The 26,385-nt window shown below is 68.7% G+C and carries 23 protein-coding genes; 14 read left to right on the top strand and 9 right to left on the bottom strand.

Translation table 11 applies throughout. The features are described from left to right. The first annotated feature begins 122 nt into the window (after positions 1–122). Genes AVE30378_RS02300 through AVE30378_RS02310 form a run of 3 tightly spaced genes read left to right on the top strand, consistent with a single transcriptional unit; the run spans position 123 to position 3,971 of the window. Positions 123–1,823, top strand: a complete 1,701-nt coding sequence (locus tag AVE30378_RS02300; RefSeq protein WP_129239156.1) for an acyl-CoA dehydrogenase family protein — start codon at positions 123–125, stop codon at positions 1,821–1,823. 49 nt (positions 1,824–1,872) lie between these two features. After that, positions 1,873–2,853 carry a Bug family tripartite tricarboxylate transporter substrate binding protein gene (locus AVE30378_RS02305; protein ID WP_129239157.1) on the top strand — a complete coding sequence of 327 codons (981 nt, stop codon included), beginning with the start codon at positions 1,873–1,875 and terminating at the stop codon, positions 2,851–2,853. Positions 2,854–2,864: 11 nt separating this feature from the next. Beyond that, complete coding sequence (locus tag AVE30378_RS02310) at positions 2,865–3,971, top strand: CaiB/BaiF CoA transferase family protein (RefSeq protein WP_129239158.1); 1,107 nt, start codon at positions 2,865–2,867, stop codon at positions 3,969–3,971. Between the two features lie 87 nt (positions 3,972–4,058). Here AVE30378_RS02310 and ggt read toward each other — a convergent pair whose 3' ends face one another. Continuing rightward, positions 4,059–5,780, bottom strand: a complete 1,722-nt coding sequence (ggt, locus tag AVE30378_RS02315) for a gamma-glutamyltransferase (protein WP_129239288.1) — start codon at positions 5,778–5,780, stop codon at positions 4,059–4,061. 155 nt (positions 5,781–5,935) lie between these two features. On the opposite strand from ggt, the gene AVE30378_RS02320 reads away from it, so the two are divergent. Next, entirely contained in the window at positions 5,936–6,841 is a 906-nt protein-coding gene (locus AVE30378_RS02320; RefSeq protein WP_129239159.1) for a LysR family transcriptional regulator, read from the top strand. 94 nt (positions 6,842–6,935) lie between these two features. On the opposite strand, the gene AVE30378_RS02325 is transcribed toward AVE30378_RS02320, so the two are convergent. After that, the gene (locus AVE30378_RS02325) at positions 6,936–7,928 is read right to left on the bottom strand and encodes a tripartite tricarboxylate transporter substrate binding protein BugE (RefSeq protein ID WP_129239160.1); all 993 of its coding nucleotides are present in this window, start codon (positions 7,926–7,928) and stop codon (positions 6,936–6,938) included. A 239-nt stretch (positions 7,929–8,167) separates the two neighbouring features. Here AVE30378_RS02325 and AVE30378_RS02330 point away from each other — a divergent pair, with 239 nt between their 5' ends. Beyond that, a complete protein-coding gene (locus AVE30378_RS02330; RefSeq protein ID WP_129239161.1) occupies positions 8,168–9,061 on the top strand; it encodes an AEC family transporter in 894 nt (297 codons plus the stop codon). Between the two features lie 177 nt (positions 9,062–9,238). Here the strand turns inward: AVE30378_RS02330 and fumC are convergent, their stop codons facing one another. After that, positions 9,239–10,624 (bottom strand): class II fumarate hydratase, encoded by a 1,386-nt coding sequence (gene fumC / locus AVE30378_RS02335; protein WP_129239162.1) that lies wholly within the window; start codon positions 10,622–10,624, stop codon positions 9,239–9,241. 163 nt (positions 10,625–10,787) lie between these two features. Between fumC and tsaE the strand changes: the two genes are divergently transcribed. Both tsaE and AVE30378_RS02345 read left to right on the top strand, forming a co-directional pair. Beyond that, positions 10,788–11,327, top strand: coding sequence for a tRNA (adenosine(37)-N6)-threonylcarbamoyltransferase complex ATPase subunit type 1 TsaE (gene tsaE, locus AVE30378_RS02340; RefSeq protein WP_129239163.1), 540 nt, complete (start codon positions 10,788–10,790; stop codon positions 11,325–11,327). Then, the gene (locus tag AVE30378_RS02345) at positions 11,255–12,640 is read left to right on the top strand and encodes an N-acetylmuramoyl-L-alanine amidase (RefSeq protein ID WP_165360052.1); all 1,386 of its coding nucleotides are present in this window, start codon (positions 11,255–11,257) and stop codon (positions 12,638–12,640) included. Before tsaE ends, AVE30378_RS02345 begins: the two co-directional genes overlap by 73 nt. 13 nt (positions 12,641–12,653) lie before the next feature. Here the strand turns inward: AVE30378_RS02345 and AVE30378_RS02350 are convergent, their stop codons facing one another. After that, positions 12,654–13,295 carry a VTT domain-containing protein gene (locus AVE30378_RS02350; RefSeq protein ID WP_129239164.1) on the bottom strand — a complete coding sequence of 214 codons (642 nt, stop codon included), beginning with the start codon at positions 13,293–13,295 and terminating at the stop codon, positions 12,654–12,656. A gap of 104 nt (positions 13,296–13,399) precedes the next feature. On the opposite strand from AVE30378_RS02350, the gene mutL reads away from it, so the two are divergent. Both mutL and miaA read left to right on the top strand, forming a co-directional pair. Continuing rightward, positions 13,400–15,343: a DNA mismatch repair endonuclease MutL gene (gene mutL / locus AVE30378_RS02355; protein ID WP_129239290.1), complete on the top strand. Its 1,944-nt coding sequence runs from the start codon at positions 13,400–13,402 to the stop codon at positions 15,341–15,343. A 2-nt stretch (positions 15,344–15,345) separates the two neighbouring features. Further along, entirely contained in the window at positions 15,346–16,311 is a 966-nt protein-coding gene (miaA, locus tag AVE30378_RS02360) for a tRNA (adenosine(37)-N6)-dimethylallyltransferase MiaA (protein WP_129239165.1), read from the top strand. A gap of 233 nt (positions 16,312–16,544) precedes the next feature. Here miaA and purM read toward each other — a convergent pair whose 3' ends face one another. Next, positions 16,545–17,594 carry a phosphoribosylformylglycinamidine cyclo-ligase gene (gene purM, locus AVE30378_RS02365; protein ID WP_129239166.1) on the bottom strand — a complete coding sequence of 350 codons (1,050 nt, stop codon included), beginning with the start codon at positions 17,592–17,594 and terminating at the stop codon, positions 16,545–16,547. Between the two features lie 366 nt (positions 17,595–17,960). On the opposite strand from purM, the gene hda reads away from it, so the two are divergent. The 4 genes from hda to AVE30378_RS02385 are packed head-to-tail and all read left to right on the top strand — an operon-like array spanning position 17,961 to position 21,205. Further along, positions 17,961–18,662 carry a DnaA regulatory inactivator Hda gene (gene hda / locus AVE30378_RS02370; protein ID WP_129239167.1) on the top strand — a complete coding sequence of 234 codons (702 nt, stop codon included), beginning with the start codon at positions 17,961–17,963 and terminating at the stop codon, positions 18,660–18,662. Next, a complete protein-coding gene (locus AVE30378_RS02375) occupies positions 18,659–19,357 on the top strand; it encodes an HAD family hydrolase (protein ID WP_129239168.1) in 699 nt (232 codons plus the stop codon). Before hda ends, AVE30378_RS02375 begins: the two co-directional genes overlap by 4 nt. After that, positions 19,358–20,719 (top strand): polynucleotide adenylyltransferase PcnB, encoded by a 1,362-nt coding sequence (gene pcnB, locus AVE30378_RS02380; RefSeq protein WP_129239169.1) that lies wholly within the window; start codon positions 19,358–19,360, stop codon positions 20,717–20,719. A 3-nt stretch (positions 20,720–20,722) separates the two neighbouring features. Further along, the gene (locus AVE30378_RS02385) at positions 20,723–21,205 is read left to right on the top strand and encodes a 2-amino-4-hydroxy-6-hydroxymethyldihydropteridine diphosphokinase (RefSeq protein WP_129239170.1); all 483 of its coding nucleotides are present in this window, start codon (positions 20,723–20,725) and stop codon (positions 21,203–21,205) included. A 334-nt stretch (positions 21,206–21,539) separates the two neighbouring features. Here the strand turns inward: AVE30378_RS02385 and AVE30378_RS02390 are convergent, their stop codons facing one another. The 4 genes from AVE30378_RS02390 to AVE30378_RS02405 are packed head-to-tail and all read right to left on the bottom strand — an operon-like array spanning position 21,540 to position 25,342. After that, entirely contained in the window at positions 21,540–22,454 is a 915-nt protein-coding gene (locus AVE30378_RS02390; protein WP_129239171.1) for a sugar kinase, read from the bottom strand. Positions 22,455–22,491: 37 nt separating this feature from the next. Next, a complete protein-coding gene (locus AVE30378_RS02395) occupies positions 22,492–23,325 on the bottom strand; it encodes an HpcH/HpaI aldolase/citrate lyase family protein (RefSeq protein WP_129239172.1) in 834 nt (277 codons plus the stop codon). Further along, the gene (locus AVE30378_RS02400; RefSeq protein ID WP_129239173.1) at positions 23,322–24,515 is read right to left on the bottom strand and encodes a CaiB/BaiF CoA transferase family protein; all 1,194 of its coding nucleotides are present in this window, start codon (positions 24,513–24,515) and stop codon (positions 23,322–23,324) included. The genes AVE30378_RS02395 and AVE30378_RS02400 overlap by 4 nt, the downstream gene beginning before the upstream one ends. Then, complete coding sequence (locus AVE30378_RS02405) at positions 24,512–25,342, bottom strand: HTD2 family dehydratase (protein ID WP_129239174.1); 831 nt, start codon at positions 25,340–25,342, stop codon at positions 24,512–24,514. The genes AVE30378_RS02400 and AVE30378_RS02405 overlap by 4 nt, the downstream gene beginning before the upstream one ends. A 149-nt stretch (positions 25,343–25,491) precedes the next feature. Between AVE30378_RS02405 and AVE30378_RS02410 the strand changes: the two genes are divergently transcribed. Next, entirely contained in the window at positions 25,492–26,385 is an 894-nt protein-coding gene (locus AVE30378_RS02410; RefSeq protein ID WP_129239175.1) for a LysR family transcriptional regulator, read from the top strand.

The raw sequence follows: 26,385 nt of genomic DNA on the forward strand, positions 1-26,385 counted from the left end.
CTTGTCCCCTTGTTCCTTCTATCTATATTTTTTTTGGATTGTTCTACACAAAAAAGGTATTTGTATAGATTAATCCACCCGCGCACCATCAAGCATCTTTTTCCGTTTTGCAGGATGCCGCCATGGATGCCCCCGTCAAGACCGCCACGCCCGCCGCCACGCCCGTTCCGGATTCGCGCGGCCTGAACCTGTTCCTTGCCGATCCTTACGCCGCGGCGCTCAGCCGGCGCTACCTGCCCCCGGCGCTGCATGCCCACCTGCTGCCGCACCTGGAACGGCTGGGCGAACTGGCGGGCGGCGCCATGGACGAACTGGCGTCGGCGGCCGACAGGAACCCGCCCACCCTGTCCGTGCGCAATCGCGCCGGCACGGACGAATCGCGCATCGACAAGCACCCGGCCTACGTCGAGCTCGAACGCCTGGCCTACAGCGAGTTCGGCCTGGCCGCGCTATCGCACCGGGGCGGCGTGCTGGGCTGGCCCGAGCCGATGCCGGCCGCCGCCAAATACGCGCTCAGCCACTTGTTCGTGCAGGCGGAGTTCGGCCTGTGCTGCCCGGTCAGCATGACGGATTCGCTGGCGCGCACGCTGCGCAAGTTCGGCGACCCGGAACTGGTGGCCCGGGTCCTGCCGCAAGTCACCTCCCAGGATTTCGACACGCTGCGCCAGGGCGCCATGTTCATGACGGAACAAGGCGCGGGTTCGGACGTCAGCGCCACCGAAACCACGGCCGAGCCCCAGGACGACGGCACCTGGCGCCTCTATGGCGACAAATGGTTCTGCTCCAATCCCGACGCGGGCTACGCCATGGTGCTGGCGCGCAGCGAGCCGCAGGCCGGCCTGAAGGGGGTGTCGCTCTTCCTGCTGCCGCGCGACCTGCCCGGCGGCGGACACAACACCTACCGCATCCTGCGTCTGAAGGACAAGCTGGGCACGCGGTCGATGGCCAGCGGCGAAATCCGCCTGGAGGGCGCGGTCGCCTGGCTGGTGGGCGAACGCGGCCGCGGCTTCAAGCAGATGGCCGACATGATCAACAACTCGCGCCTGTCCAACGGCATGCGCGCCGCCGGCCTGATGCGCCGGGCGGTCACCGAGGCGGTCTACTTCTCGCAGCACCGCCGCGCCTTCGGCAAGCGCCTGATCGACATGCCGCTGATGCAGCGCCAACTGGTCAAGATGACGGTCTGGGCCGAACAGGCCCGCAGCGTCATGTTCCAGACGGCGCGCGCGCTGGCCGACGCCGACCAGGGCGGCGGCGATCCGGCGCTGGCCCGCATCCTGACCCCGCTCATCAAATTCCGCGCCTGCCGCGACGCCCGCAAGGTCACCGGCGACGCGATGGAAGTGCGCGGAGGCTGCGGCTACATCGAGGAATGGACCGAGCCCCGCCTGGTGCGCGACGCGCACCTGGGCTCCATCTGGGAAGGCACCAGCAACATCGTGGCGCTGGACGTGCTGCGCGCCATCACGAAGGAAAACTCGCTGCCGGCGCTGCGCAGCCACGTCGACCGCCTGCTGGCCGAGGGCGCGCCCTGCCCGCCCGCCCTGGCCTCCCTGCAGGCCCGCGCGCTGGAACAGACCTACGCGCTGGCCGAGCACGCCGCCCGGGACAACCGCGCCGAGCTGGCCCGCCAGGCGGCATCGCTGCTGTACCACGCGGTTTCCCTGGCCGCCCTGCGCTGGGAAGCCGCCGCCCCCGGACTGGAAAACCGGGCGCGACTGGCCGACCAGGTGCTGCTGCACCGCCTGGGCCCGAGCGATCCCTATGCCATCCCGCCCGACGAAAGCGCGGCTTGCCGGGCCATCCTGCAATACGCGCTGTAAACCGACGCCGGCGGCACAGCCGGCGCGCATCCACCACTGGAGACAAAGCATGACCCGTTATCTCGCCCCCTTGCTGCTGGCGGCCGCCGCCGCCATTCCCGCCGCGCCCGCGCTGGCCGCGGATCCCTATCCCTCGGAACGCCCCGTCACGCTGATCGTGCCCTTCCCGCCGGGCGGCCCCACCGACGCCCTGGCGCGCAGGCTGGCGGAGAAACTCAGGCAGCCGCTGAACCAGAACGTCATCGTCGAAAACCGCAGCGGCGCGGGCGGCAACATCGGCTCGGAATACGTGGCCAACGCCAAGCCCGACGGCTACACCCTGCTGTTCGGCACCTCCGGGCCGCTGGCGATCAACGTCAGCCTGTACAAGAAGCAGGGCTACGATCCCCAGACCAGCTTCGCCCCCATCATCCGCATCGGCCACCTGCCCAACATCCTGGTCGTGAACCCCTCGGTGCCCGCCAACAACGCGCAGGAGCTGATCGCCTACGCCAAGAAGCATCCGGACGCGCTGAGCTACGCTTCGTCGGGCAACGGCGCTTCCTCGCACCTGGCCGGCATTCTCTTCAACCGCATGGCCGGCACCCAGATCATGCACATCCCCTACAAGGGCACCGGCCCGGCGCTCAATGACCTGCTGGGCGGGCAGGTGTCCATGTCGTTCACCGACATCCTGACGGCGCTGCCCTACGTCAAGGCCGGCAAGCTGCGCGCCATCGGCCTGGCGAGCGCCCAGCGCTCCGACGCGCTGCCCGACCTGCCCACGCTGTCCGAGCAGGGGCTCGTGGGCTACGACGTCAGCGTGTTCTTCGGCATCGTGGCCCCCAAGAACACGCCGGCCCCGGTCGTGGACACCCTGAACCGCGCGTTCCAGAGCGCCCTGTCCGATCCCGGCGTCGCCCAGACGCTGCGCAGCCAGGGCATCGTCGAAGCGCAGGACAAGACGCCCCAGGGCCTGTCCGCCTTCATCTCGGCCGAAGTCCCCAAATGGCGCGACGTGATCGCCAGCGCCCACGTTTCCATCGATTGAACGGATTCCGCATGGCTTCAACCCTACCCAACGCCGGCGCCCTGGCCGGCTGCAAGGTGATCGACCTGTCCCGCGTGCTGGGCGGCCCCTATTGCACGCAGATCCTGGCCGACCACGGCGCGGACGTGCTCAAGATCGAGCCGCCCGGCGGCGACGAGACGCGGGGCTGGGGGCCGCCCTTCCTGGGCGACACCGCCTCGTACTTCATCGGCGTGAACCGCAACAAGGAAGGCATGACGCTGGACCTGTCCCGGCTGGCGGGCCAGGAGCTGCTGCGCCGCCTGCTGGCCGACGCCGACGTGCTGGTCGAGAACTTCAAGCCCGGCACGCTGGAAAAATGGGGCTTGGGATACGAGGCCCTGAGCCGGGAATTTCCAACCCTGATCCATTGCCGGGTCAGCGGCTTCGGATCCGACGGGCCGCTGGGCGGCCTGCCCGGCTACGACGCCTGCGCCCAGGCCATGTGCGGCCTGATGAGCGTGAACGGCGACGCGGAGGGCGAGGCCACCCGCGTCGGCCTGCCGGTCGTGGACATGGTGACGGGCCTGAACGCGGCGGTGGCCATCCTGCTGGCGCTCAACGAGCGCGGCCGCAGCGGCCTGGGGCAGTTCCTGGACATCACGCTGTACGACTGCGCCCTGTCGCTGCTGCATCCGCACGCGCCGAATTATTTCTACAGCGGCAAGGTGCCCGCGCGCAGCGGCAATGCGCACCCGAACATCGCCCCCTACGAAACGCTGCCCACGGCCACCGGCCCGATCTTCCTGGCGGTGGGCAACAACCGGCAGTTCGCGCAGTTGGCGCAGGCGCTGGGCGCGCCCGCGCTGGCCGAGGACCCGCGCTACGCCGCCAACGCCGACCGCCTGCGCAACCGCCAGACGCTGCGCGACGAACTGTCCGCGCTGCTGGCCGGGCACGACGCGTCCGCGCTGGCCGACCGCCTGCTGCGCAGCGGCGTGCCCGCGGCCGCCGTGCTGACGGTGGACCAGGCGCTGGCGCATCCGCATACCCGGCATCGCGGCATGGTGCTGGAACAAGGCGACTACCGCGGCGTGGGCTCGCCCATCAAGCTGTCGCGCACGCCCGCGGCGCTGCGCAAGCTGCCGCCAGAGCTGTAGGATGGATGAAGCGCGAGATCATCGACGCAAGAGCCCGGACGCCAAGCGCGCGCAATCCATGCGGCCGCGGGCAGCCGGCGCCTCGCGTCACCCCCCCTGCGCCAGGCCTTCGCGGCGCGGATCCACGCCGCCCTGCAGCCCGTCGGGGCCGATAACGATGCCGTGGATACCGCTGGGGAATTCGGTGATGCGCACCGGGTGTCCCATGCGCTCGAGCGCGGGCGCCAGGGCCTCCAGCGGCGTGCCCTTCTCCAGCTCGGTCTCCTTGTTGCGGCTGCCCATGTTGGGCAGGGCGATGGCCGCCTGGATGTCCAGGCCCCAGTCCAGCACGCCCACCAGGGTCTTGGCCACGTAGTTGATGATGGCGCTGCCGCCGGGCGAACCCACCAGCAGATAGGGCCGGTCGCCGCGCAGCACGATCATCGGCGCCATCGCGCTGCGCGGACGCTTGCCGGGCTCGATGCGGTTGGCCACCAGCCGGCCTTCGGGGTCCCGGTACGACGACGAAAAATCCGTCATCTCGTTGTTCAGCAGAAAGCCGCGCACGAAGATCTTGCTGCCGAATTCGCTTTCGATGGTGGTGGTCATGCTCAGCGCATTGCCCTGGGCGTCCACCGCCACCAGGTGGCTCGTGGAAGGCAATTCAAGCGCATCATCCTTGCCCAGCGACAGGAGCTTGCCTTCGGGATCGCCCGGCAGCGCCACCTTCATGCTGCGGTCCGGACGGATCAGCGCGCCCCGCGCGCGCAGGTAGGCGGGATCCAGCAAGGCGCTCACCGGCACCGGCACGTAGGCCGGGTCGGCCACATAGAAGTCGCGGTCGGCGAACGCCAGCCGGCCGGCCTCGGAAAAATAATGCACCGCCTCCACGCTGCCCGGCGCATAGCTGCCGATGGGGAATTGTTCGAGTTCGCCCAGCATCTGCAGCACGGCGATGGGGCCGCTGCTGGGCGGGCCCATGCCGCAAAGCCGATAGCCGCGGTAGCCGCCGCAGACGGGAGGACGCTCTTGGGCCCGGTAGGCGGCCAGGTCGGCCAGGCTCAGGTCACCGGGCACGGCGTGACCGTGCACCGCGGCGACGATGTCCCGGGCGATGCCGCCCTGGTAGAACGCGTCCGCGCCGCCTTCCGCCACCGCGCGCAACGTGCGCGCGAATTCAGGGTTCTTCAGCACGTGGCCAACCGGCCAGGGCGCGCCGCCGGGCGCGTAGAAATAGGCCGCCGCCGCGGGCTGCGCCGGCAGCGCCTTGTTGCCGGCCAGCAGCGCGTGCAGGCGCGGCGACACGGCGAAGCCCTGCTCCGCCAACCGGATCGCGGGCTGGAACAGGTCGGCCCAGGGCAGCGCGCCGTGCTCTTTGTGCGCCAGCTCCAATCCGCGCAGCAGGCCGGGCACGCCGACCGACATGCCGTTGTTGACGGCTTGCGCGAACGGCAGCGGCTTGCCCTGGGCATCCAGGAAGCGGTCCTGGCGGGCCGCGGCGGGCGCGGTCTCGCGGCTGTCGTAGGTCTGGATGCGGCCGGTCCGGGCCGAATACAGCACCATGAACGCGCCGCCGCCGATGCCGGAGGATTGCGGCTCCACCAGGTTCAGCACCAGTTGGGTCGCGATGGCGGCGTCCACCACGCTGCCGCCCCGGCGCAGCATCTCGTCGCCGGCCTGCGTCGCCAGCGGATTGGCCGACACCATCATGAAATGCGGGGCCCGCGCCAGTTGGCGGTCCCGCGTGCCGCTGGCGGCCTCCGGGTTGAGGTCCTCGGCCGCCTGGGGCGCCCGCGCCCAGGCGGCGGGCAGGGCGCACACGAAGGCCATGGCGGCGGCAAGCAGGATCGCGGCGGCATGACTGGGTGCGCGCATGAGAGGCTCCGATGTGCGCCGGCGTTCCGGCAGGCGTCCATCATATCAACGCATCCGGGCGGCGCATCCGGCATAGAATCCCGGTTCCAGTCCACTGCTCCCGTCGTGCCATGCGCCTGCGCCACATCGAGATTTTCGAAGCGATCCGCCGTACCGGATCCCTGACCGAGGCCGCGGCCGCGCTGCACATCTCGCAGCCCGCGGCCAGCAAGCTGCTGGCCCACGCCGAAGCCCAACTGGGCTTCAAGCTGTTCGAGCGCGTGAAGGGCCGGCTGGTCGCCACCCGCGAGGCCGAGATCCTCACCCCCGAGGTCGCGCGCCTGAACCAGGACCTCAACAGCGTGCGCAGGCTGGCCGCCAGCCTGCGCGACCGGCCCAACGGGCACTTGCGGCTGGGCTGCGCGCCCGCGCTGGGCCTGGGGCTGCTGCCGGGCGTGGTGCGCGACAGCCGCGACGCCCAGCCCGGCATCACCTTCGACATCCACACGCACCACAGCGCCGAACTCGTGCAGGGCCTGCTGACGCGCGAACTGGACCTGGCCATCACCTTCGACACGAACGACTATCCGGGCCTCACCCGCATGGGACTGGGCCACACAGAGCTCGTGCACCTGAGCCGCAAGCCCGGCGCCGGCCCGCTGCGGCTGTCGGAGGTGTCGGACATGGCGGGCGATACGCTGATCGTGCTGGACGCGGGCGACGCGTCCGGCGCCCTGCTGCAGATGGCGCTGGACGCGCAAGGCCTGGATCCGCAGGTCGCCATCCAGGTACAGACCCATTACGTGGCCTGCGCGCTGGTCGACGCCGGCTGCGGCGACGCCGTCGTGGACGCGATTACGGCGCAGGCGATGCTGCGCCCCGGCATGAGCCTGCGTCGGCTGGAACCCGCCCTGCGCGTGCCCATCAGCATCATGGTGCGCAACCAGGATCCCCTGTCCGCGCTGCACCGCGACCTGATCGAGCGGCTGAAGGCCGGCTGCGAGGCGCGCCAGGCCGCTCTCGACGGCCCCGCCTGAAGACCGGCCGCCTTCCCCGAAAAGCAACGGGCGCCCGAATGGGGCGCCCGCTTTTTTTCCGCTTGGGGGCCGGCCTGGCCGCCCCCGCGCAACATCAGTCCAGCTTGATGTTCTGCTTCTTCACGACGTCCTTCGCCCAGTCGTACTGCTCTTTGATTTCCTTGGCGAATTCCTCAGGCGTGTTGCCCGACGGCGCCGAGCCCTGCTCGTCCAGCGCCTTGACGACCTTGGGGTCCTTCAGGGCCACGACAGCGGCATCGCGCAGCTTGTTCACGACGTCCATCGGGGTGCCCTTGGGAGCCAGCAGGCCGTACCAGACCGGCTGGTTCAGCACCGGGAAGCCCGCGTCCTTGAACGTCGGCACGTCCTTGATGGATTCGATGCGGTCCGGCCAGGCGATGGCCATGGCGTGCAGCTTGCCCGCCTGGATCTGCGGCATCGACGACGGCAGGTTGTCGAACAGGATTTCGATCTGGCCGCCGACAGCGTCGGCCACGGCCGGGCCCGAACCCTTGTACGGCACGTGCACGATGTCCGTGCCGGTGGCCATCTTGAACGATTCGCCCATCAGGTGCAGCACGCCGCAAGTGCCCGAACTGCCGTACGAGTACTTGCCCGGGTTCTTCTTCAGCTCTTCCAGGAAGCCCTTGAAGTCCTTGGCGGGGAACTTCGGGTTCACGGCCACGACGTTGGCGGTGTTGGCGAAGTTGGTGACCGGCTGGAAATCCTTGATCGGATCGTAGGGCAGGTCGTTGGGACGGCAGGCGGGGTTCACGGCCATCGTCGACACGGTGGCGATGGACAGCGTGTAGCCGTCGGCATCGGCGCGCGCGGCTTCGGACGCGCCGATGGCGCCGCCCGCGCCGCCCTTGTTTTCCACGACCATGGGCTGGCCCAGTTCCTGGCTCATGCGCTGCGTCACGAGACGCGCGATGATGTCGGTGGAACCGCCGGGCGCGAACGGAACGATGACGCGGATGGGCTTGCTCGGGTACTTGTCGGCGGCATGCGCGACGGAGACGCCGAGGGTGCCGGCAGCGCCGGCGGCCAGGGCGATGGCGGCTGCCAGGGAGCGGACTTTATTCATAGAAGTGTTTCCTCCAATAATGCGGCCCCGCAGGTGAACGGGCCGTGTGATGTGCCCGCCTGTAGACGGGTCAGCCATTGACGGTGGCGGCGCGCGGCTTGAGTGCTGGGCGAATCGCACTGCTGTTGTAGGTTGCTTGTGGCACACGCGGCCGCCAGAATGACGGAGAATAGCAGCAAATGCTTACAGTCGCATAGCGTGCCGATCCCCGGTTGACGCGCCTCAATACGTACTCGCCAATGTCGGTTGCCCTCCTGGTTTTCCCTGATTTCATGTTGGTCGCGCTGGGTTGGGCGCTGCGTCACAAACTGGGTTTCTCCCGCGAGTTCTTTGCCGGCACCGAGCGCCTGGTCTACTACGTTTTGTTCCCCGCCCTGCTGTTCCAGGCCATCGTCCGCACGCCCATCACGGCCGGGAACGCCATCATGCTGCTGCAGGCCACCGCGGCCGTGATCGGCGCGGGCGTGGCGCTGTCCTGGCTGGCGGGCCTGGCGCTGCGGCCCACGTCGCTGGGCCTGGCCTCGTCCGCGCAATGCGGCTATCGCTTCAATACCTACATCGGCCTGGCGCTGTCCGCCAGCCTGGGCGGCACGCAGGGCCAGACGGCGATGGCGCTGATCGTCGGCTTCGCCGTGCCGATGGCCAACCTGGCGGCGGTCTACGGGCTGGCGCGCCACAGCGGCGGCAGCCTGCTGCGCGAACTGGCGCGCAACCCGCTCCTGGTCTCCACCCTGCTGGGCCTGGCCTGCAACCTGGCCGGACTGCATCTGCCCGGCCCCGTCGACACGGTGCTGGCCCGCCTGGGCGCGGCGGCCATCGCGCTGGGCATCATCTGCGTGGGGGCCAGCCTGTCCTGGGAAGGCGGCAAGGGCTATGGCACGCTGATCGCGTGGATGCTGGCGGTAAAGCTGGTGGCGCTGCCCGCCGTCGCCTGGCTGGTGGCGGGCCTGCTGGGCCTGCCGCCGCTGGAAGCGCGGATGCTCCTGCTGTTCGCCGCCCTGCCCACGGCCTCCGCGGCCTATGTGCTGGCGATGCGCATGGGCGGCGACGGCCGCATGGTGGCGGTGCTGATATCGCTGGGCACGCTGCTTTCGGCGCTGACGATCCCGGCGTGGCTGCTGCTGGCCGGGTAAGCAGGGCAAATCCGTCGAAGCACGGACAGCCCAATAGCCGCCGCGAGTCTGGCGCCGGTGTCCGACACCCGTACGAGATGCCGTCCAGGTTGAGACTCTGGCACAGGTGTCTGACACCCGTACGAGATGCCGTCCAGGTTGAGGCTAGCGGTCCCGGGTGTCTGACACCAGACTCGGCTACTTATTCGTCATGGACGCGGGCACGACCCATTCCGCGAACTGCGCTTCCGTGAGATAGCCCAGCGCCAGCGCCGATTCCTTCAGGGACAGGCCTTCCTTGTGCGCCTTCTTGGCGATCTGCGCGGCCTTGTCGTAGCCGATGTGCGGATTCAGCGCCGTCACCAGCATCAGCGAACGGTCCACCAGTTCGGCGATGCGCTCGTGATTGGGCTCGATGCCGGCGGCGCAATGCTTGTCGAAGCTGGCCATGCCGTCGGTCAGCAGGCGCACCGACTGCAGGAAGTTGTGGATCACCAGCGGCTTGTACACGTTCAGTTCGAAATTGCCGCTGGCGCCGCCGATGTTGATGGCCACGTCGTTGCCCAGCACCTGCGCGGCCAGCATCGTGATGGCTTCGCACTGCGTCGGGTTGACCTTGCCCGGCATGATGGAGCTGCCCGGCTCGTTCTCGGGGATGCTGATCTCGCCCAGGCCCGAACGCGGGCCGCTGGACAGCCAGCGCACGTCGTTGGCGATCTTCATCAGGCCAGCCGCCAGCGACTTCAGCGCGCCATGGGCGAACAGCAGCGCTTCGTGCGAGGCCAGCGCCTGGAACTTGTTGGGCGCCGACACGAAGGCCGTGCCGGTGGCGTGCGCCAGTTCGGCCGACACCTTGGCGCTGAACTGCGGGTGCGCGTTCAGGCCGGTGCCGACCGCGGTGCCGCCGATGGCCAGTTGGTGCAGCCCGGGCAGGGTGGCGCGGATCTGCTGTTCGGCCAGGTCCAGTTGGGCCACATAGCCCGACAATTCCTGGCCCAGGGTCAGCGGAGTCGCGTCCTGCAGGTGGGTGCGGCCGATCTTGACGATGTCGTAGAACTCGGCGCTCTTGGCGGCCAGCGTGGCGCGCAGCGCCTTCAGCGAGGGCAGCAGGTGGTGTTCCACCTGCACGGCGGCGGCCACGTGCATGGCGGTGGGGAAGGTGTCGTTGGACGATTGGCCGCGGTTCACGTGGTCGTTCGGGTGGACCTTGCGCTCTTCGCCGCGCACGCCGCCCAGCAGCTCCGAGGCGCGGTTGGCCAGCACCTCGTTCATGTTCATGTTGCTTTGCGTGCCCGAACCGGTCTGCCAGACCGACAGCGGGAACTCGCCGGGCCACTTGCCGGCGATCACTTCGTCGGCGGCGCGGACGATGCCGTCGGCGATCTTGGGATCCAGTTCGCCCAGGTCGGCGTTGACCTTGGCGGCCGCGCGCTTCAGGCGCGCCATGGCATCGACCAGCGGAACCGGCATCTTTTCGGTGGAAATCGCGAAGAAATGCAGCGAGCGCTGCGTCTGGGCGCCCCAAAGATGGTCTTCGGGCACTTCAATCGGGCCAAATGTGTCTTTTTCGATGCGGGTCTTCATGGCGCGTGCAACTCCGTGGCAACGTCGATGGCGGCCGGCGGCGGCGCGCCGGCCACGGTAAAGTTGAGAATGACAATCACTACTAGGTTAGCAGAAACCCGCATTCCTATAATTGCGCGAACATCCGTGTTTCCTTCATCGTTTTTACCACTCGCCCCGCGCCATGTCCGCCCCTCTTTGCAGCCTGACCTTGCACCTGCCCGACGAAGCCGCCACGGAGTCGCTGGCGCGGCAGCTCGCCCCCCTGGTTTCCGGCCGGCGCACGGAGCCGGCGGGCGCCTGCATCCACCTCCAGGGGGACCTCGGCGCAGGGAAAACGGCCTTCACGCGGGCATTGTTGCGCGAATGCGGCATCACGGGCCGAATCAAAAGTCCGAGCTACGCGCTGCTTGAATCCTATAAAGTTTCTAACTTATACTTCTATCATCTTGATTTTTATAGATTTAGTGATTCGCGTGAATGGTTGGACGCAGGATTCCGGGATTTGCTGCGTGACGATGCGGTCGTTTTGATCGAATGGCCTGAGCGGGCCGAGGGCCTTTTGCCCCCGCCCGACCTGCTGATTTCCCTAGCCTATGCGGGCGAAGGACGCGACGCCACCCTGACCGCGTACACCGCTCGAGGACAAACATGGTTGAACGCGATTGTCCCCCCGCCCTCAACGGCGCCCTCCCCTCGGCAGGCGCCACCCGGCGCCGCCTGATCAGCGTCGCCGCCACCCTGCTCGTCCTGCCGGTCCTGCCGCGCCTGGCGCAGGCGGCGACGATCCTGGCCGTGCGCACCTGGCCGGCCGATGAATACACCCGGGTCACGCTCGAACTCGACAGCGAGCTCAAGGCGGAACAGTTCACGCTGGAAAACCCCCACCGCCTGGTGGTGGACATCGAAGGGCTGACCATCAGCGCGGCCCTGAACGACCTGGTTTCCAAGGTCCGGCCCGACGACCCCTACATCCAGAGCCTGCGCGTGGCGCAGAACCGCCCGAACGTCGTGCGCCTGGTGTTCGACCTGAAACAGCCCGTGGCGCCGCAGGTGTTCACGCTCAAGCCCGTGGCCGACTACCAGTACCGGCTGGTGCTGGACCTGTACCCGAAGATCGCCCAGGACCCGCTGATCGCGATCCTGAACAAGCAGAGCGGCCCCGACGTGGACGATCCGCTGGCGCGCATCCTGGAAGACATCCAGCGCAACCCGGTGACCCGCGCCGACCCGCCCGAGCCGCCCCGCGTCCAGGGCCAGCAGCCCGCCCCGCCCCTGCCCTCCACGCCCAAGCCCCCGCCGGCCACCGCCAACCGGGGCAAGCAGCGCATGCTGACCATCGCGCTGGACCCCGGCCACGGCGGCGAGGATCCCGGCGCCATCGGCAGCAGCGGCCTGCGCGAGAAAGACGTGGTGCTGCGCATCGCCCGGCGCCTGAAGGCGCTGATCGACAGCCAGCCCCAAATGCGCGCCTATCTCACGCGCGACGACGACTATTTCGTGCCCCTGCACGTGCGCGTGCAGAAGGCGCGGCGCGTGCGCGCGGACCTGTTCATTTCCATCCACGCCGACGCCTGGATCAAGCCCACGGCCAATGGGTCCTCGGTGTTCGCGCTGTCGCAGCGCGGCGCCACCAGCACCCAGGCGCGCTGGATGGCCGACAAGGAAAACGCGGCCGACCTGATCGGCGGCGTCAACCTGGGCAGCCATGACCGCCAGGTGGCGAAGGTGCTGCTGGACCTGTCCACCACCGCGCAGATCAACGATTCGCTGAAGGTCGGCAACGCCTTCCTGGACGAAATCAAGAAGATCAACCGGCTGCACAAGAACAGCGTCGAACAGGCCGGCTTCGCCGTGCTGAAGGCGCCGGACATTCCGTCGGTGCTGGTCGAGACCGCCTTCATCAGCAATCCGCAGGAAGAAGCCCTGCTGCGCAGCACCTCGCACCAGGACAAGCTGGCGCAGGCCATGATGACGGGCATCCAGCGCTACTTCACCGCCAATCCGCCGCTGGCGCGGCTGGGCGACGTCAGCTAGGCTACCCCGGGGCTCAGGGCTCGCCGCGGCGCGCCTTGAGCAGCTTGAACAGCCCCGCCCCGACCACCGGCACGATCGCCGCGGCCAGGCCCAGCAGAACGATGGTGTTCAGGTGTTCGCGCACCAGCGGGATGTTGCCGAAGAAGTAACCCGCGGCCACCAGGCTGACCACCCACAGCAGCGCGCCCAGGATATTGAACATCTGGAAGCGGGCCAGCGGCATGTCGGCCACGCCCGCCACGAATGGCGCGAACGTCCGGACGACCGGGATGAAGCGCGACATCACGATGGTCTTGCCCCCGTGCTTTTCGTAGAACGCGTGCGTGCGCATCAGGGCGCCGCGGTCGAGAAAACGCAGGTTCATCGAGAACACGCGGGGCCCGATGTAGCGCCCGACCGCGTAGTTGACCGTATTGCCGACGATCGCCGCGACAATCAGCAATGCCGCCATCATGAACGGATCGATATGGCCGGTGGCGCCGAACGCCCCGGCGATGAACAGCAGCGAATCCCCCGGCAGGAACGGCAGGACGACCAGCCCCGTCTCCGCGAAGACGATCAGGAACAGCACCAGGTACACCCACACGCCATATTGCTCGACCCAGACGCCCAGCGTCTGGTCGATGTGGAGGACCATATTGAAGAATTCGAGCATTGAAGCAACCCTGCGGTCGGAACAGAATAAGTGTCAGCGACTATAGCCCACCCGCCCATGACGCTAAAATCATCCGCATAGCCATGCCAGAAGCCTCCCGCAACATGACCGACCGCCGCTCCATCCTTGCGCTTCCCGACCTGCTGATCAGCCAGATCGCCGCCGGCGAGGTCATCGAACGGCCCGCCTCCGTACTCAAGGAAATCCTCGAGAACGCGATAGACGCCGGCGGCCGCGCCATCGAAGTGCGGCTGGAGGGCGGCGGCATCCGCCGCATCGCCGTCACGGACGACGGCGGCGGCATTCCGCCCGAGGAACTGCCGCTGGCCCTGGCGCGCCACGCCACCAGCAAGATCCGCTCGCTGGACGAGCTGGAATCGGTGGCCTCGATGGGGTTCCGCGGCGAAGCCCTGGCGTCCATCGCCTCGGTGGCCCAGGTAACCATCATTTCCCGCACCCGCGACGGCGAACACGCCTGGCAGATCGACGCCGGCAGCATGCAGGTCAGCCCCGCGTCGGGCCCGCCCGGCACCACGGTCGACGTGCGCCAGTTGTTCGACGCCGTGCCCGCCCGCCGCAAGTTCCTGCGTTCCGAGGCCACGGAGTTCGGCCACTGCGTCGACGCCATGGAGCGCATCGCGCTGGCGCATCCGCAGATCGCCTTCCGCCTGTTCCACCACGACCGCGCGCAGCGCCAATGGCTGCCCGCCGAGCCGCCCCAGCGCATCCGCGACGTGCTGGGCGCCGAATTCGCCGAACACGGCCTGCTGCTGTCGCACTCGGTCGGCAACGTCAGCCTCGCCGGCATGATCACCCGCCCCACCGCCGCGCGCGCCCGGGCGGACCGCCAGTACCTCTACGTGAACGGCCGCTACGTGCGCGACCGCACCGTCAGCCACGCCCTGCGCGCCGCCTACGCGGACGTGCTGCACGGAGACCGCCAGCCCGCCTACGTGCTGTTCCTGGACATCGACCCGGCCGCGGTGGACGTGAACGTCCATCCCGCCAAGCACGAAGTGCGGTTCCGCGACAGCGGCGCCGTGCACCGCTTCGTCTCCCATGCCGTCGGCCAGACGCTGGCGCAGACCGGCGGATCTTCGGCCGTCACGCCGGCGGGCCAGGACGACGAGGCCGAATTCGAAACGGCGGCCCCGCCCGCCCCCGCGGCCGGCGTCTCTGCGCAAGCCGCCCCCGCCGCCAGCCCCCGGCCCGCGGATCCGCCCAGGCCGGCCTACGGCGGCACGGACGGCGGCGCCTCCTACGGGCTGCGGCCTTCGCCCGCGCCGCAGCGTCCGCATACCCAGGTCCCGTTCCGGCTGCACGCCGAGCCCGCCGGCATTCCGGCGGCGGACTGGCAATCGCTCTACCGCCCGCTCGACGACGATGCGGCCGTCCAGGCCGCGACCCTGCGCGAACCCGCCGCCGCCCCCGCGGCGCCGGCGGCGGCGTTGCCGGCCGACGAAGAGCACCCGCTGGGCATGGCCCTGGGGCAACTGCACGGTATCTACATCCTGGCGCAGAACCGCCGCGGCATGGTGCTGGTGGACATGCACGCCGCCCATGAGCGCGTCGTGTACGAACAGCTCAAGCAGGCGCTGGACGCGCGCAGCCTGCCGCGCCAGGACCTGCTGGTGCCCGTGGTGTTCCACGCCCAGGAAAAGGACGTGGCGCTGGTCGAGGAATTCGAGGAACAGTTGAACGGCCTGGGCTTCGAGATGCGTCCGTCCGGCCCCACCTCGATCGCCGTGCGCTCCGTGCCGGCCATCCTGGCGCGCGGCGACATCGAAACCCTGGCCCGCGCCGTGCTGCGCGACCTGGGCGCGGTGGGCGTCTCGCGCCTCCTGACCGAACAGCGCAATGAATTGCTGTCCACCATGGCCTGCCACGGCTCCGTGCGCGCCAACCGCAAGCTCACCATCGAAGAGATGAACGCGCTGCTGCGCCAGATGGAGGCCACCGAGCGCGCCGACCAGTGCAACCACGGCCGTCCGACCTGGGTCCAGTGGTCGGTGTCCGACCTGGACAAGCTCTTCCTGCGCGGGCAATAGGCTTGTCGTCACCCTCCCTTTCCTACCCCGCCGCGCGCCGGGTCATCTGCCTTGCCGGCCCCACCGCGGCCGGCAAGAGCGCGTCCACCCTTGCGCTGGCGGAACGCTGGCCGCTGGAGATCGTCAACGTGGACTCGGCCACGATCTACCGCGGCATGGACATCGGCACGGCCAAGCCGTCGCCCGAAGAACGGGCGCTCGTCCCGCAGCACCTGCTGGACATCCTGGATCCGGTCCAGTCGTACTCCGCCGCCGAATTCGTCGCCGACGCGCTGCGCCTGATCGACGACATCCGCGCCCGTGGACGCATTCCGCTGCTGGCGGGCGGCACCATGATGTATTACAAGGCGCTGCGCGACGGCCTGGACGACCTGCCCCAGGCCGACCCGGCGCTGCGCGCCGAACTGGAGGCGCGCGCGGCCGTCGACGGCTGGCCCGCGCTGCATGCCGAACTGGCCCTGCTGGATCCGGCGACCGCCGCCCGCCTGGCCCCCAACGACAGCCAGCGCATCCAGCGCGCGCTCGAGATCTGCCGGCTCTCCGGCCAGCCCATGTCCGCCCTGCTTCAGCGCGGCCAGCGCCAGCGGGACGACAGCGGCAACCAGTACGTCACCATCAGCCTGGAGCCCTCCGACCGCGCCGCGCTGCATGCGCGCATCGAGCAACGCTTCGACGCCATGCTGGCCCGCGGCCTGCTCGACGAGGTGCGCGGCCTGCACGCCAGGGCCGACCTGCATCCGGGCCTGCCGTCAGTGCGTTGCGTGGGTTATCGGCAGATGTGGGCGCACCTGGACGGCGAAATCGACCTGGACACCGCGCGCGAACAGGGCATCGCCGCCACGCGCCAACTGGCCAAGCGCCAGATCACCTGGCTGCGCGCGCAGCCCGGACGCGTCATCGTGGACTGCCTGGCGGCGGACGCCGTGGCGCGGACCATCGATGCGGTGGCGGTGGAGTTGGGGGATTGATTGGGTTGGGGTGGGTGTCAGACACCCGGGAGGGCCGGCTTCAGTTTGTACCGGCGGCTCGTAAGGGTGTCTGACACTTCCGGAATAGGCCAGTGTCTGACATTTCCGGAATAGGCCAGTGTCTGACACTTCCGGAGTAGGTCAGTGTCTGACACCCCTACGAGACGGCCTTCGGCCTGCGTTGATGCCGCACGGGTGTCTGACACATTCGAATCATTCGAAGTCAGGCAGCATCAGACCACAACAGTCTGCGCCATGCCTTCCGTCTGCTCGACGATTTCGCCCAGCGTGCTGACGGTCTCGCCTTGCTCGCGCAGCGTGGCCGCGATGGCTTCGGCCTCGGCCGGATCCACGACCAGCACCATGCCGATGCCGCAGTTGAAAACGCGGTACATCTCGGTGTCCTCGACGCCGCCCTGCTCTTGCAGCCACTGGAACAGCTTGGGCATTTCCCAGTTGGCGCGATGCAGCCGGGCCGACAGGCCGGGTTGCAGAATGCGCGGCACGTTGTCCAGCAGGCCGCCGCCCGTGATGTGGGCCAGGCCCTTGATGCTGGCGCCGTGCCTGGCCAGCGCGGCCAGCACCTGCTTCACGTAGATGCGCGTCGGCGCCATGACCACGTCGACCAGCGGCTGGCCGTGGAAGTCGTCGTCGGGCTTGGCGTTGGCGCGCTCCAGGATCTTGCGCAGCAGCGAATAGCCGTTGGAGTGCGCGCCGCTGGACGCCAGGCCCAGCACCACGTCGCCGGTCTTGATCGTCTTGCCGGTGATGATGGCGGACTTTTCGACCGCGCCCACCGCGAAGCCGGCCAGGTCGTACTCGCCGTCGGGGTACATGCCCGGCATTTCAGCGGTTTCGCCGCCGATCAGCGCGCAGCCCGACAGCTCGCAGCCCTTGGCGATGCCGCCCACCACCGACGCCGCCGTATCCACCGAAAGCTTGCCGCAGCCGAAATAATCCAGGAAGAACAGCGGTTCCGCGCCCTGCACCAGAATGTCGTTGACGCTCATGGCGACCAGGTCGATCCCCACGGTGTCGTGGCGGTTCCAGTCGAACGCCAGGCGCAGCTTGGTGCCCACGCCGTCGGTGCCCGAGACCAGCACGGGCTCCTTGAACGTCTTCGGCACTTCGAACAAGCCGCCGAAGCCGCCGATACCGGCCAGCACGCCGGCGCGCATGGTGCGGGCCGCAAGCGGTTTGATACGGTCGACCAGGGCGTCGCCTGCGTCGATGTCGACACCGGCATCGCGGTAGGTCAGAGGGGCGGTAGGTTGATTCGTCATGAGAAATGCCGTGGGGTATGTAACAATTGCTGGGATTTTGGTGGAACGCCCCGCATTTTACGATGTTGCGGGCCCAAGCAGGGATTGCCCCGCCGCAGCGCCGCGAAAGCGGCCCGCGACACTCCCCCCTCAGGTGGTTTAAAGTGTAGGGTTGGCCGGTATTGATTTTGCCAGTTTCTGGCGGCTGAAGTCCGGTGCGGCCCTGTTTCGGCTTGCATTGCACCCTGCTCCGGCCCCTTGTATTACCGTTTTTTGGCTTTTCGGCACCCGGAGGCGCTGCCCGGCATGCCGCTCGCGGAAGCCCGCTACGAGGACTCGCGGCGTTGGTTTTCGGGTGCTCCGAAACAGCCTGATTGATAATCTCTCATGAACCGCCAGCTGCTGCTCGACGTTCTACCCGCGCCAGCGCCATCGCTGAACAACTATATCGCCGGCCCCAACGGAGAAGCGCTCGCGGCCGTGCGCGCGCTCGCCCCCGGCCGCGCCCTGTATATCTGGGGCGCCGCGGGCTGCGGCCGCAGCCACCTGCTGCGCGCGCTGACCGCGCGCCGCGACGCCGTCTACATCGACGCCGCCAACGGCGAAAACATGCTGCGCCGCCTGGCCGAAGCCGACTCCAAGTCGCCCATGCCCAAGTTCGTGGCGGTCGACGACGTGCACCGCATGGACGACAGCCGCCAGGCCGCCCTGTTCGCCCTGTACAACCGCTGGCGCGAATCCGCCGCGACGGGCCGCGCCTTCGCGCTGGCGCTTGCGGGCGACCGCGCCCCGCTGTCGATGCCGCTGCGCGAAGACCTCCGCACGCGCCTGGGCTGGGATCTGGTGTTCCGCCTGGACCCGCTGTCCGACGCCGACAAGCTGGCCGCCCTGTCCGCGCAGGCGGCCGAACGCGGCATGCACCTGGCGCCGGAAATCATCAACTGGATGCTCACGCACCACGAGCGCGACATCCGCAAGCTGGCGGCGCTGCTCGACGCGCTCGACCGCTATTCCCTGGCCACCGGCCGTCCCATCACCCTGCCCCTGCTGCGCGCCATGCTCGCAGATCCTGACTCGCAACGCACATGACCTCCCGACGTCTCGCCCTGTTCGACCTGGACCACACCCTGTTGCCGCTGGACAGCGACTACCAATGGGCCGACTATCTGGCACGCACGGGCCGCGCGGGCGATCCCGACGAAGCCCGCCGCCGGAACGACGATCTGATGGACCGCTACAACCGCGGCGAACTGACCGCCGAGCAGGCCGCCGAATTCATGCTCGGCCTGCTGGCCGCGCACCTGCCCTACGACCTGGCCGCGTGGCACGAAGCCTTCATGGACGAGGTGATCCGCCCGTCCATGACGCCCGCCGCGCGCGAACTGGTGCAATCGCACCTGGAAGCCGGCGACCTGTGCGCGGTCGTCACCGCCACCAACAGTTTCGTCACCGCCCCCATCGCCCGCGCCTTCGGCGTGCCCCACCTCGTGGCCACCGACGCGGAATACCTGCGCGGGCGCTACACCGGCCGAATTCTGGGCACCCCCAGTTTCAAGGAAGGGAAGGTGGTGCGCGTCAACGATTGGCTGGCCGGCATGGGCCTGGGGCTTGCGGATTTCCCGGAATCGTTTTTCTATAGCGATTCGGTAAACGATGTCCCCCTGCTAGAGAAAGTGACCCGTCCGATCGCCGCGAACCCCAGCCCCACCCTGCGCAAGATCGCCCAGGAACGCGGCTGGCAAGTGATCGACTTGTTCGACCACATGGAAGATGCGAAGTCCTAAATGATCACTGAAACCATAAGAAAATTCGTCGGCCGACTGTTCGCGCCGGCAAGCCGGGGGCCGTTGCGCATCGCGCGCGACAAGCACGGCATCGACCGCCGCAACGTATCGCGCCACGCGATCAAGGTCTGCGAAGTCCTGCGCCAGCACGGCTATGAAGCCTATATCGTGGGCGGCGCCGTGCGCGACCTGATCGTGGGGCTGGAACCCAAGGACTTCGACGTGGCCACCAATGCCACGCCCGAACAGATCCGCCCGCTGTTCCGCCGCGCCCGCATCATCGGCCGCCGCTTCCAACTGGTGCACGTGGTGTTCGGCCAGGAAATCATCGAAACCTCCACCTTCCGCGCGCCCGCCTCGGAAGACCAGGAGACCGACGAGCACGGCCGCATCCTGCGCGACAACGTGTTCGGCACACACGAAGAAGACGCGGCCCGCCGCGACTTCACCATGAACGCGCTCTACTACGACCCGCACAACGAGGAAGTCATCGACTTCCACAACGGCGTGGCCGACCTGAAAAAGCGCCAGGTCCGCATCATCGGCGATCCGGTCAAGCGCTACCGCGAAGACCCGGTCCGCATGCTGCGCGCCGTGCGCTTCGCCGCCAAGCTCAACGGCACGATCGACCTGGCCACGCGCCAGCCGATCGGCACGATGGCCGACCTGATCGAGAACGTGCCGGCCTCGCGCCTGTTCGACGAAATGCTCAAGCTGCTGACCTGCGGCCATGCCATGGACTGCCTGCGCCAGTTGCGCGCGGACGGCCTGCACAAGGGCCTGCTGCCGCTGCTGGACGTCGTGCTGGAACAGCCCGGCGGCGAGAATTTCATGGAGCTGGCGCTGGAACGCACCGACGCGCGCGTGCGCTCGGGCAAGACCATCAGCCCCAGCTTCCTGTTCGCCGCGCTGCTGTGGCAGCAGGTGGACGTGCGCTGGAAGCAACTGCGCGCCCAGGGAGAGCACACCATTCCCGCGCTGTCGCAGGCCGCCGACTCGGTGCTGGACGAACAGACCGAAAAGCTCGCCATCCAGCGCCGCTTTTCCTCGGACATGCGCGAGATCTGGTTCATGCAGCCGCGCTTCGAGCGCCGCATGGGCAAGAGCATCTTCCGCATGATCGAACAGCCGCGCTTCCGCGCGGCCTGCGACTTCCTGCAATTGCGCGCCGCCGCCGGCGAGTTCGACAGCGTGCTGGCGCAATGGTGGATGGACCTGGCCAACGCCGACGACGTCGCCCGCGCCGACATGATCGAGGAAATCGCGCGCCAGCCGCGCGACGCCGGCGAGGCGCCGGCCGCCCCGCGCAAACGCCGCCGTCCGCGCCGCTCCTCCCCCCGCGGCGCTCCCAGCGCCGACTGAGCCGTGGCTCCCTCCTCCGTCCGCGCCTACGTCGGCCTGGGCGCCAACCTCGGCGACGGCGCGGCGACCCTGCGCCAGGTCCTGGCCGAATTGCGGGACACGGACGGCATCCTGGCGGTGGCGGCATCGCCGTTCTACCGCAGCGCGCCGGTGGAAGCCACCGGCCCGGATTTCATCAACGCGGTGGCGGCCGTGGACACCGATCTTGCGCCGCTGGCCTTGCTGGACGCGCTGCAGGCGCTGGAAAACCGCCACGGCCGCCAGCGCCCCTACAAAAACGCGCCGCGCACCCTGGACCTGGACCTGCTGCTGTACGGCGACGTCCGGATGGAACATGAGCGGCTGTCGCTGCCCCACCCCCGCATGCGCCTGCGCGCCTTCGTGCTGCTGCCGCTGAGGGACCTGGCGCCGGAGATGGTGCTGGAGGGCAGGCGTATCGAGGATTGGATCGGCGGGGTTCGGGACCAGGCCATCGAACGCGCGTAATGCTGTCCACTGTCAGTGTCTGACACCCGTACGAGACGGCCTGACGAATACGGGATGGCCTTGCCGGGTGTCTGACACACCTCAAAGTCAGCCGGTGTCAGACACCCGGCGAGACTGTCGCATGCTTGGCAGGATGTCGCGTACGGGTGTCAGACACGTGGAGTGTCCACTGTCAGTGTCAGACACCCGTACGAGACGGCCTGACGGATACGGGATGGCCTTCCCGGGTGTCTGACACACTTCGAAGTCAGCCGGTGTCAGACACCCGGCGAGACTGTCGCATGCTTGGCAGGGCGTCTCGTACGGGTGTCAGACACGCGGAAGGTTGGACTTGTCAGACACCCGGAAAGTCGGGCTTTTTCGGCCCGAAAGCCATCATCGCCCTTTCCACGTCCTCGACCTGCGGCAGCCCCGCCTCGTTGCCCAGGTGCTGGATCTTGTGGGCGGAGGCGGCGCGCGCGAAGGTGAAGTGCTCCGCCCAGGGCTGTTCCGGCCGGTTCAGATAGGACCAGACGTAGGCGCCATGGAACACGTCCCCCGCGCCCGAGGTATCGACGATGCTCGCGCCCGGCACGTCCAGCGACGGCAGCGTGTCGACGGCGCCCGTCTCGTCGTACCAGAGCATGCCGCGCTCGCCCAGGGTGACGGCGCCGACGCGGCAGCCGCGGGCCTTGAGCAGGTCCAGCAGGCCCTGCGGCGACAGGCCGAGTTGCTCGCACATGCGCTCGGCGCAGACCGCCACATCGATATAGCGCAGCAGTTCGTCGGTGTTCTCGCGCACTCCCCCGCCGTCCAGCGAGGTCAGCACGCCCGCCTCGCGGCAGGCCCGCGCGTAATGCAGGGCAGCGTCGGGCTGGTGCCCGTCCAGGTGCAGGACGCGGTAGCCGCCGATGTCCAGCCGGGGAAAATCGTTCAGGTATTCCACGTCGCGCGCGCGGACGATCGCGCGCTTGCCACCGTTGGGCATGATGAAGGACAGGGAGGAACGGCGCACCTGGCGCGCATGCAGCGACACGCCATGCGCCGCGGCCATGTCGGTGTACATGTGGCCCAGCCAGTCGGGCGCCAGCGAACAGATCAGGTCGGGCGCCGTGCCCAGCCGCGCGCAGGCGAACGCGGCGGTGACCGCGTTGCCGCCGAAGGATACGGCGTAGTCCCGCGCCACGCTCTTCTCGTCGCCGGTGGGCCAGCGGTCGGCCAGCACGGTAACGTCGATATAGGTATGTCCGATGAAGAGCGCTTCGCGCATAGGCCTGCCAGAAAAAAGTTGACGGGATGGCGCCGGGCTACGCGCCGGCGGATTCCCCCGCTTGCGCCAGCACCAGGCGCGCGCGCGCGATGACCGGCGCGTCGACCATCTTGCCGTCCAGCATGAAGGTGCCGGCCGCGGTATCGCGGTGCGCGGCGACGACGCGGCGCGCCCATTCCAGTTCTTGCCGCGCCGGCACGAAGGCCGCGTGGATCACGGCGACCTGCGCGGGATGGATGCACAGCATGCCGCCAAAGCCCATCTGCTGCGCCCGGCCGGCGGCCCGCGCCAGCCCGGCCTGGTCCTGCACGCCGGGAAACACCCCGTCCAGCGCGGGCGCCAGGCCCGCGGCGCGGCTGTGCAGCAGGACCTGCACGCGCGCCTGGTCCAGCACCGCCTCGGCGCCGGGGGTATCGGGCGTCAGCCCCATGTCCAGGCCGTAGTCCAGGCTGCCGAACGCCAGCCGCGCCACGCCGGGCGTGGCGGCGACCTCGCCGGCGTTGAGGATGCCCTGAGCCGTTTCCAGGATGGGGATCACGGGCAGGCCGGCCTGGACCACGTGCCGCACCTGGGCCAGGCTTTCGGCCTTGGGCAGCAGTATGCCGGCCACGCCGGGCTTGCCGCGGCAGGCCTTCAGGTCGTCGTCGTGCCAGGGCGTGGAGGCATCGTTGATGCGCACCCACAGCCGGGCGCGGGGATTCGTCCCCAGGAAATCGCACAGGGACTCCCGGGCGGACGCCTTGGCCAGATGCTCGACCGCGTCTTCCAGGTCGACGATGACGGCATCCGCGCCGGCGGCGAGCGCCTTGGGGATGCGCTCGGCCCGCGAAGCGGGTACGAACAGGGCGCTACGGACGACAGGATGGGTCACACGACCTCCGAGGCATGGAACTGCGCCACCTGATCGGGCGCGTATCCCAATGATGCTAGCACCGCATCCGTGTTTTGGCCCACCGCCGGCACGCCCGCCATGCGCGGCGCGAAGGCGTTGCTGCTGGCCGGAGGCAGCAGCGCGGGCAATTCGCCGGCGGGGCTGTCCACCTTGCTCCAGCGGGCGCGGGCCTGCAACTGCGGATGCGCCCACACGCCCGCCATGTCATTGACCCGGGCGTTGGCGATCTGGGCGTCCTCCAGCCGCTGCGTCACCTGTTCGATGGACAGGTCGGCGAACGCCGCCACGATCAGCGCGCGCAGGTCGTCGCGGTTCGCGGTGCGCAGCGAATTGGAGAGGAAGCGCGGATCTTCCGCCAGGTCGGCCTGGCGCAGCACCTGGGCGCAGAACACGCGCCATTCGCGCTCGTTCTGCAGGCCCAGCATGATGGTGGAGCCGCCGCCCACCGGGAACGGCCCGTAGGGATAGATGGACGCGTGGGCGGCGCCCGCGCGCGCGGGCGGCGAACCGCCGTCGAACGCGTAGTACATCGGGAAGCCCATCCATTCGACCATGCTTTCCAGCATGGAGACGTCCAGGCGGCTGCCCAGGCCGGTCTTCTGGCGTAGCAGCAAGGCATTCAGGATGGCCGAATAGGCGTACATGCCGGCGGCGATGTCGGCAATGGAGCAGCCCGCCTTGACGGGGTCGTCCTTGGTGCCGGTCACCGACAAGAAGCCGCTTTCGCTCTGGATCAGCAGGTCGTAGGCCTTCTTGTCCTGGTAGGGGCCGCCTTCGCCGTAACCGGAAATGTCGCAGACGATCAGGCGCGGATGCTTCTCGTGCAGGGCGTCGAAGGACAGCCCCAGCCGCGCGGCGGCGCCCGGCGCCAGGTTCTGCACCAGCACGTCGGCCGACTCCAGCAGCCGGTCCATGATGCCGCCGGCCTCCTCGCGCTTGAGGTCCAGCGTCAGGCTTTCCTTGGAGCGGTTGGTCCAGACGAAGTGCGAGGACAGGCCGCGCACGCGTTCGTCGTAGCCGCGCGCGAAGTCCCCGCTGCCCGGGCGTTCGATCTTGATGACGCGCGCGCCCATGTCCGCCAGTTGGCGGGTGCAGAAGGGCGCGGCGATGGCGTGTTCCAGGCTGACGACGGTGATGCCGTCCAGCGGACGGGGGGCCTGCTTGCTCATTCGGAAAACCTCAGTTCGGCTTGGTGGGCCAGCGTGCCGTCCTGCTCGGCCCAGAGCTGGGCGACGCCCGGCTCGGTCAAGCGGCCCGCCACCTGGAAGGGCGCGGGCGCGATCAGCGGGCGCAGGCCCCGGTACGACAAATGGGTGGGACGCGCCTTGGGATGCGCGCGCGAAAAGGCGGCGACCATCTCCGTGGCGATGAGCGGGCCGTGCACCACCAGGCCGGGATAGCCTTCGGTGCCGGTCACGTAGGGATGGTCGTAGTGGATGCGGTGGCCGTTGAAGGTCACCGCGGAATAGCGGAACAGCAGGACGGGAGACGGCTCGACGGTGTCGCGCCATTGCGCCTGGGGCGCGGGCTCGCTGCCCGCGAGCTTGGGCGGCGTGGGCTGGCGATAGACGATGTCCTGCTCTTCCTGGATGACGATTTCGCCCGCCTGGTGGTATTCGTGGCGCACCGTCACGAACAGCAGCGCGCCGGTGCGGCCGGCTTTTTCCTTCACGTCGATAACCGTGGACGCCCGCTCGGCCGGCACGCCGACCTTCAGCGGCTGGCGGAATTCCACGCGGCCGCCCGCCCACATCCGGTTGCGGTCATGGGCCGGCGGCAGGAAGCCGCCCCGCGAGGGATGCCCATCCGTCCCCAACCCGTCCATGTCAACCGTGCTGATGAAGAACGCCCATTGCCACAGCGGCGGCAGGGCCTCGCCCTGGGCCGGCGCGGGGCCGCCCAGGGTGGCCGCGATGCGCGCGGCATGGCCGGGGTCCATGGCGTCCGCCTTCCGTTCGCCGCTGCCTATCCATGCGGCCGGATCTGTAGTCGTCATGCCGATATCCTTAGGTGGGGTTTTTACAGCCTGAAGCATGCCCGCAAGCCGTCCCCAATGTGAATTCGTTTTTCCTCAAGGCGGGGTTTGCGGCGCCTGAATCGGGGCCGCCGCCACGCCGCCGGGGCCCGCGCCGTAATATATGGGCTATGCACTTCGACCTTGCCGACCTCCGCCTGTTCATCCACATCGCCGAATCCCCCAGCCTGACCCAGGCGGCCAAGCGGGCGCATCTGTCCCTGGCGGCCGTCAGCGTGCGGATCAAGGCGCTTGAAAACCAACTGAATTCCCGGCTGCTGTACCGCGACAGCCGCGGCGTGGAAATCACGCCCGCGGGCCAGAAGCTGCTGCAGCACGCCCGGGTCATCATGCGCCAGGTGGACCACCTGAAACACGATTTCCAGGAACAGGCCGACGGCGAGGCCGGCCACATCCGCATTTTCGCCAACACCACGGCGGTCACCGAGTTCATGCCGGACATCCTGGCGCAGTTCCTGTCCGGGCACCCGGGCGTCACCGTGGATCTCCAGGAACGCCTGACGCGCGACATCGTGCGCGGCGTGCTGGACGGCACCACCGACCTGGGCATCGTGGCCGGGCCGGTGGACGCGCCCGAATTGCAGGCCATCCACTTCAGCACCGACCGGCTGGTACTGGTGGTGCCCAACGGCCATCCGCTGCAGGACCAGGAAAAAATCAAGCTGGCCGACGCGGTCCGCTATCCGTTCATCACCATGCACGAAGGCTCCACCCTGGTGGCCTTCCTGCGCGACCAACTGGAGCGCGTCGGCCAGCGCCTGCCCCAGCGCATCCAGCTCTACAGCTTCGACTCGATCTGCCGGATGGTGCAGGCGGGCGTCGGCATCGGCGTGATCCCCGATTCGGCCGCGCGGCGCTATGGCGCCGACATGAAGCTGCGCGTCGTGGAACTGGACGAACCCTGGGTCGTGCGCGAACGCAAGCTGCTGGTGCGCGACATCGACGCCCTGCCCGGCTGCGCGCGCGAACTCATCGAACAGTTCCAGGCGCCGCCGGCACCCTGA

The organism is Achromobacter veterisilvae (assembly GCF_900496975.1).
GTDB lineage: Bacteria > Pseudomonadota > Gammaproteobacteria > Burkholderiales > Burkholderiaceae_B > Achromobacter > Achromobacter veterisilvae.